The 6,723-nt window shown below is 62.6% G+C and carries 8 protein-coding genes; 4 read left to right on the top strand and 4 right to left on the bottom strand.

The features are described 5' to 3' along the window. The 3 genes from EN879_RS19205 to fae all read left to right on the top strand — a co-directional run. A partial coding sequence (locus tag EN879_RS19205; protein WP_127274178.1) for a RimK family alpha-L-glutamate ligase occupies positions 1-688 on the top strand: 688 nt, incomplete at its 5' end. Next, on the top strand, positions 685-1,560 hold the full coding sequence (locus tag EN879_RS19200) for a triphosphoribosyl-dephospho-CoA synthase (protein ID WP_335919129.1): 876 nt from the start codon (positions 685-687) through the stop codon (positions 1,558-1,560). The genes EN879_RS19205 and EN879_RS19200, both read left to right, overlap by 4 nt. A 149-nt stretch (positions 1,561-1,709) precedes the next feature. Then, a complete protein-coding gene (fae, locus tag EN879_RS19195; protein WP_013532036.1) occupies positions 1,710-2,216 on the top strand; it encodes a formaldehyde-activating enzyme in 507 nt (168 codons plus the stop codon). Positions 2,217-2,353: 137 nt separating this feature from the next. Here the strand turns inward: fae and EN879_RS19190 are convergent, their stop codons facing one another. Further along, positions 2,354-3,052, bottom strand: coding sequence for a HisA/HisF-related TIM barrel protein (locus EN879_RS19190; protein ID WP_063167854.1), 699 nt, complete (start codon positions 3,050-3,052; stop codon positions 2,354-2,356). 44 nt (positions 3,053-3,096) lie between these two features. On the opposite strand from EN879_RS19190, the gene EN879_RS19185 reads away from it, so the two are divergent. Beyond that, positions 3,097-4,134, top strand: coding sequence for a hydantoinase/oxoprolinase family protein (locus EN879_RS19185; RefSeq protein WP_024504387.1), 1,038 nt, complete (start codon positions 3,097-3,099; stop codon positions 4,132-4,134). Positions 4,135-4,154: 20 nt separating this feature from the next. On the opposite strand, the gene EN879_RS19180 is transcribed toward EN879_RS19185, so the two are convergent. The 3 genes from EN879_RS19180 to EN879_RS19170 are packed head-to-tail and all read right to left on the bottom strand — an operon-like array spanning position 4,155 to position 6,688. Further along, the gene (locus EN879_RS19180; protein ID WP_063167853.1) at positions 4,155-4,745 is read right to left on the bottom strand and encodes a DUF447 domain-containing protein; all 591 of its coding nucleotides are present in this window, start codon (positions 4,743-4,745) and stop codon (positions 4,155-4,157) included. Positions 4,746-4,749: 4 nt separating this feature from the next. Continuing rightward, positions 4,750-6,144 (bottom strand): DUF6513 domain-containing protein, encoded by a 1,395-nt coding sequence (locus tag EN879_RS19175; RefSeq protein ID WP_063167852.1) that lies wholly within the window; start codon positions 6,142-6,144, stop codon positions 4,750-4,752. Next, complete coding sequence (locus tag EN879_RS19170) at positions 6,137-6,688, bottom strand: flavoprotein (RefSeq protein ID WP_013532041.1); 552 nt, start codon at positions 6,686-6,688, stop codon at positions 6,137-6,139. The genes EN879_RS19175 and EN879_RS19170 overlap by 8 nt, the downstream gene beginning before the upstream one ends. Positions 6,689-6,723 lie beyond the last annotated feature (35 nt).

Genomic DNA, 6,723 nt, shown 5'->3' with positions numbered 1-6,723 from the left:
GTCGGTTCCCGTATGGAATTCCGCGCAGGCGATCGAGCGCTGCGTCGACAAGTCGATGACGACATTCCTCCTGAAAAATGCCGGCCTGCCTACGCCACGCACCTTTGCCGTAGAAGGACTTGCCGTCGCCGAGGAGGTCGCGGCGCAAGAGCTTCCGCGGGGACCGCTGGTGCTGAAACCATTGTTCGGGGCGCAAGGCCGCGGCATAAAGCTGATCCGCACGTTCTCGGACCTGCCGGCCGCAGAAGAGGTGAACAGCGTCTACTACCTTCAGCAATATGTGTCGCGTGCCGGTCCGCCTTTCCGGGATTTCCGCGTGTTTGTCTGCGCCGGAGAGACCGTGGCGATGATGAGCCGCATCAGCGACGACTGGATCACGAACGTCAACCGGGGTGGCGTGCCGGAACAGGTTTCCGAACATGGCAAGGCGGAACTGGCATCGCTGGCCGTCGCTGCGTCAGCCGCGGTCGGCGCGGATTTTGCCGGCGTGGACATCGTGCGGGCTGACGACGGCAATCTGTTCATACTCGAAGTGAACAGCATGCCCGCATGGTCGGGATTGCAGTCGGTGGTCGCCGTGAACATCGCCGAAGCAATCGCCGATGCCTTGCTGAAACTTCTGGCCGACCGCGCCGAGGCGGCCGCCGCACCGCGGCCCTACCGTTTTGCCGCGCCTGCGAATTCGTGAGGGCGGGCAAGGTGGTGCTTTCGCGTGAACGCCTCCGGGCCAGCTATAAGAATGCCTGCAGGATGGAGATCGAAGCCCTAAAGCCGGGCAACGTCCATCTGTTCGCCGACGGACACGGCATGTCCGCCGCCCAGTTCATGACAAGTGCGGAGGTTTCCTCCGGGCCGCTGACCGATCCTCGTCTGCCGGTCGGGCAGCGGATGCTGGAGGCGGTGCGCGCGACACGACTGGCGGTCGCAACCAATACCAATCTCGGAATCATCCTTCTGGCAGGGCCTCTGATATGCGCCGCCGAAATGGGCGGTGACAGACTGCGTGACAATCTCGATTCGCTGCTTCGGGCTTTGAGCGTGCAGGATACCAAGGCGGTATTCGAGGCGATCGTCACGGCCGCGCCAGGCGGCCTCGGAGAAGCCGCCAACGATGTGCGGCAGGAGCCGAAGGTCCATTTGCTGGACGCGATGAGGGAGGCTGCCGACCGCGACATGATCGCTCGCCAGTACAGCAACTGTTTCGGCGACGTGTTCGGGGTCGGGCTCGCCGCGCTGGATGGAGCGTTGGCACGTGAAGAAGACGGCATGTGGCCGACGGTGTTCGTCTACATGGCGTTTCTCGCCGGCTTCCCCGACAGCCATGTGATGCGCAAGCACGGCGTTCACGTCGCAAATCAGGCGCGGCAGGAAGCCGTTGCCGTTCAGGCGGCGCTCCATGCCGAGGGCGACGAACCGTCGCGCATTCGTCTGCTCATGGAGTTCGACCGCCGGCTGAAGGCCGACAACATCAACCCCGGCACCTCGGCCGACCTCACCGTGGCTACTCTTTTAGTCCACACCCTCGCCCTCACCTTGCATAATCGCGGCGTTGGTGCTTGACTTCCAAAAGCGGAAGCTGTGCTTCCGCGGCTATCTAGCCAACCGGTCCGGGCAAATCCGGACGCTGCCAACAAGGATAGCTGTCCATCGAGCGCCTGCTCGGTTGCAGCGTCCGTGGACATCATAATTGTGTCTTGGAGGAAATTGGCATGGCAAAAATATCAAAGGTTATGGTCGGTGAATCGCTGGTGGGAGACGGCAACGAAGTCGCGCATGTCGACCTGCTCATCGGCCCGCGGGGGAGCGCGGTCGAAACGGCATTTTGCAACGCGCTTACCAACAACAAGGACGGCTTTACTTCGCTTTTGGCGGTGATCGCGCCCAATCTTCAATGCAAACCCAACACCGTGATGTTCAACAAGGTCACGATCAAGGGTGCCAAACAGGCGGTCCAGATGTTCGGCCCGGCGCAGCACGCCGTGGCAAAGGCCGTGCAGGACAGCGTTGCGGACGGGACCATTCCGGCCAACGAAGCAGACGACGTGTTCATCTGCGTCGGGGTATTCATCCATTGGGACGCGGCGGACGACGCCAAGATCCAGAAATACAATTACGAGGCGACAAAGGAAGCCATCCAGCGCGCCGTTGCAGGAACCCCGACCGCCGCCGAAGCAACGGCCCAGCGCGACAAGGTCAAGCATCCGTTCGCAGCCTAGACAAGAGACAGCCCCGCACAGGAAAAACCCTCTTCTGAGACGGATGGTCTGTTGCGCCGGCTGAAAAAGGTTCTGGGCTTTTGAAACGTCAGCTCCCGAAGGGCGCACGCCCTTCGGGAGCTGACGAGCAACGACGATCAGGCGCCGAGTGACGCGAGGTGGCCGGGCGTGAGCGTAGCGTTGTGCAATGAGGTTGCGACCAGTGCCGCGGCGACGCCCATGGCGGACAAGGCCCTGATGTCGTTCTCGTCGCGGACACCGCCGGCCGCAATGACAGCGCGATTTCCGGCCTTGGCCTTGACCTCCTGCAACCGCCCGAAGTCGGGACCGGCGGCCGCACCGACCTTGGCCAGCGTCATGACAATCACCTTTTGCGGCCAAAGCTCGGGCTCATCGAGAAGAGAACGCGGCCCGCAAAAACTATCGCCGACGAAATCAAGGGACAGGATGAGATCGGGATGATCGCGAAAACGCCGCAGCAACATGTCGTCTCGCTGCGATTCAGAGCCCAGAACAGGAGACAGCGAGCGTTCGGCAAGCGCCGCCAAAAGTGTCTTTTCGTCGGCCACGCCGGCATCGACCCAAAGTTCCGGCGGCTCCGCCATCGTCCTCAGCCGGGCGAGTGCGTCGCTGTTTGGCGCTCCGCCTTCGATAGCGTCCAGATCTGCGATGTAGAAGGTGGAAAAAGGATAAAGCCCACGCAGTCCTTCAGCGACCGCGACCACATCAGGGCTTCGGCTGAGCGGCGTAACGATCGGCCTGTAGCGATCGCGTTTTCCCTGCTGGGCGCGAACCACCACGCCGTCTTTCAGGTCGAGAACCGGAATGATACGCAACGCTTTTTCACCGACCAATTGCCCCCGTCATGAAAGCTTGAAGCGTGGAAAAAAGAAAGGGCATCATTGCCGGTTTCGACATTGGCGGCGCGCATCTGAAGGTGACCCGCGCACAAGACGGTCGCATCGTCGAGGCGGTAACGATCGCAACGCCGCTCTGGCAAGGGTTGGACAAGCTGGCTTCAGCCCTCGACGAAACGGCTCCGATCTACGCGGGTGCGGATCTCAACGCATTCACCATGACGGGCGAACTGTCGGACATCTTTCCGTCCCGCGATGCCGGCGTGGCGGCTCTGCTGGGTCAGATTTCCACCCATTTCCCCGCAGACAAAAAGCTGGTCTATGCCGGACCATCCGGTTTCGTCGGAGTCGAGCGGGCAGCGCAGCTGACCGCCGATGTGGCTTCCGCCAATTGGCACGCGACAGCCTTGTTGGTGGCAAAACTCGCCGGCGATGCCCTGTTCGTCGACATGGGCTCCACCACCACCGATATTATCGCCATCAAGAACGGCGCCGTGGCCAATGACGGCTACACCGATGCCGGACGGCTTCTAACCGGCGAATTGGTCTATACCGGCTTTACCAGGACATTCCTGTTCGGCGTAGCCTCGTCGGCTCCCGTCCATGGCAGGCTAACGCCGCTGATGAACGAATATTTCGCCTCGATCGCCGACGCTCACCGCATCCTGGGCGTGCTCGACGAGGACGACGACAGGCACCCTCCCGCCGACGGCAAGGAAAAGACTGTGGACGGCTCGATCGCGCGGCTGGCGCGCATGGTGGGGCGCGACGCCACCGACCTCACCCCGCCGGAATGGGGTGAAGTCGCGCGCTGGTTCAGCGAGCAGCAACTGCGCAAAGTGCACGATGCAGCGGCGCTGGTTGCCGGAACCCTGTCTCGGGATGTCCCGATCGTCGGCGCCGGAAGCGGTCGCTGGCAGATCAGGCGGCTGGCCGAACGCATGGAACGCAGTTACGTCGATTTCGCCGACATCATCCCCGCCGATGACACTGTTCGCGGGCAAGCGAGCAGCGCGGCACCTGCGTCCGCAGTGGCGCTTTTGGCGGGATATCCTTCGTAAGCAGGTTGCGGCGCTCGCGCCTATGCTCGCGAGTCCTCGCTATCCGAACCTTTGGCGGTCAAGTGATCGCTGACACGCTGCATCAGCCAGCCCCAGGCTTCCTTTTCACCGTCGCCTGCCGTCTTTTCGATGGCGATCGAAAGGTAGGCGATTTCCGCCTCGATCTTGTTGCGCGGCAGCATGCCGAGCCGGCTGACCAGGATGGCCAGCTCAAGCACCGCCGCCTTGGCTCGGTTGAGGCCGGTGAACGGCGCGAGCGTTTCCTCCCGCACCACGCGGCAGAAATGGCGGGGGCGCACACCATTGTCATCGACCGCCCGGACTTCGAGGCCCGAATACGCCAGCGCCGCCTCGAGCCTCGGCACCGGGAACCCGTCAACCGGAACGGTTGGCCAATGCTTGCGGCCTGTCAGGCAGCCGGCAAAGACACGCGCGTCGTCAGTATAATTGGCGATGGCGAACGGCACTTCGGCGAGATTGTCGAGCGTGACCGACGGCCGGAACGGCGCGATAACCCAACCGTCATTCTCGGCAATGATGCCAATCGGCGCGATGTGGACGTTGCCTGCCTTATTGACCGTCGTGATGATCGATTCGCGAATGTAGGGCATGGTCCTAGCGCTCTTTCCTTGCGCGGAGCGTCTTGCCCGGCTCGGCAAGACGGGTACGGTCGGTTTCGGGTGCCGGCGCGGCAACGCCCCATGCGAGCGGCTCGTCCTGCACATAACGCTTGCCGAGCCGCCACGCGATCTCCGCCTTCATCAGTTCCGCGCCGAGGTAAAAAGCGTGTGCGCCGTCGGCGTTGACGTCCAGCCAGGCAAAAAGTTCGAACGCATCCGTGGCAACCGCATGCCCTTTGCTATTGAAAACATGGATGCCGTCCTCCGCTACCGCGATCCGGAAGTTGGCATCGCGCACCTGGGCCGCCAATGCCTCGATATCGTCGGTTGAGGCTGTGAAAGGCTTGCGATCGTGGACCTGCAACAGGCCTGGGTGATAGCCGCGCGGCAACGCGCCGTCCGTGCAAGCAGCCAACATGACGCGGCGGGCGATATCGTGCTCCTCGATCGTCCGCACCGTGTGTGGGCTGACATGCACCGTCAGCACGTTCCGGATCCGGAGTTCCGAGCAGAGCCCCGCTAGCACGGCTGTAACGCCGGAACTGTCGGCGTCGGTCAATTCGGTGAGATTGCCGGTGCCCATCAGCAATTCGATGTCCGGCCAACGGCGCCGCGCCTCGATGAAGCGCCCGAGTGAAACGGCGAAGCCGAAATGGATCGGGTCGAGCACGGGATCGGCAATGAAGGCGACGCCGGCCTTTTGTGCCGCGGTAATCGCCCGGCCGAGCGAATCCAGATCGCCGGGGATGGAGGGTATCAACACTGCCGTAGCCCGATGGTCGAAGATCAACGGCAGCGTGTTCTCATCGAGGCTGAGAAGATAGTCCGCGCCGGCGTGCGCACCGATCGACAGTTCGTCTGCGCTGGCCGAATCGACGCTGACCACAAACCCCTGTGCCTTGAGTGCCCGCACTGCCTCAGCCAGCAACGGAAACGGCGTCTCCGGCAGGCAGCCCAGATCGATGACATCCGCGCCGGCCGCAGCCAGCATCGAGGCCCTCGCCATCAGGGCCTCGACCGACAGCATCGGCGCATCGACGATCTCGGCGAAGATGCGCATATCGTGACGCGTCAGATCCGGCGGTTTGCCCGCCCGGCCAAGGAAGGCCGGAAGGTCGGCGATCTCGTCGGGGCCGCGCACAAAGGGCACGCCGAAATGCTCCGACAGGTGTTCGATGTTTCCCCGATAGCGTCCGGGCAGGATGACGCGGTCGACGTCTCCTGTCAGAGTGAGCCGACGCTTCACGATGTCCTCGCTCATCAGCGCGGCGACCTTGACGCCGACGTCGACGATTTCCCACACGAATTCGGTTCTGCCCAGCCCGGTCAGCAGCCGTTCCAGCCGCGCCTTGGCCAGATGGCCGGTAAGAAAAACCAGCCGCTCAGCCATCGCTTGCGAGTTCGGCCTGGCGCCGTGTGAGCGAGGCTTCGAGATCAGCGAGCGACTCGACCACCAGGGTCCGCTCGAAACTCTTCAACTGTTTGGTATTTTCCAGGTCGATCCTGCGCGGATAGACCTTGACCAGTCCGTGCGGTGCCTGGGTTTCGAGTTCCGGCGCAGTGTCGCAAGCAAAGACGATGGCTGGCACACGGCACTTTCCCGCTTGGGCAAAGACATTGGTGGCGAGCGTGTCGGAAATGCCATGCACGCATTTGGCGACCGTGTTGGACGTGGCCGGCGCCACCACGACCGTGTGATAGACACCGTGGTAGAATTCGCCGACCGGGATCGCGCTTGCGGTCTTGTCGTGCAGCACGCGCGTCGTCTCCGGGAAATCAAGTTTAAGCTTGTACATGCGCAGCACTTCGTTGGCGGCCTTAGACACGAAGACATCGCAATGTTCGAGCTGGCGAACAAGTGCGAAGCTCTCCGTAAAAAAATGCCCGGAACCCGTCAAAACCCACGCCCAGCGCGGCACATGCAGCTTCACCATCGGCTATCCCGCCTTCTTTGCCGACGACCCTGTTG

Source organism: Mesorhizobium sp. M7A.F.Ca.AU.002.02.1.1 (assembly GCF_003998535.1).
GTDB lineage: Bacteria > Pseudomonadota > Alphaproteobacteria > Rhizobiales > Rhizobiaceae > Mesorhizobium > Mesorhizobium ciceri.
This window is presented reverse-complemented; position numbering and strand designations above follow the sequence as displayed.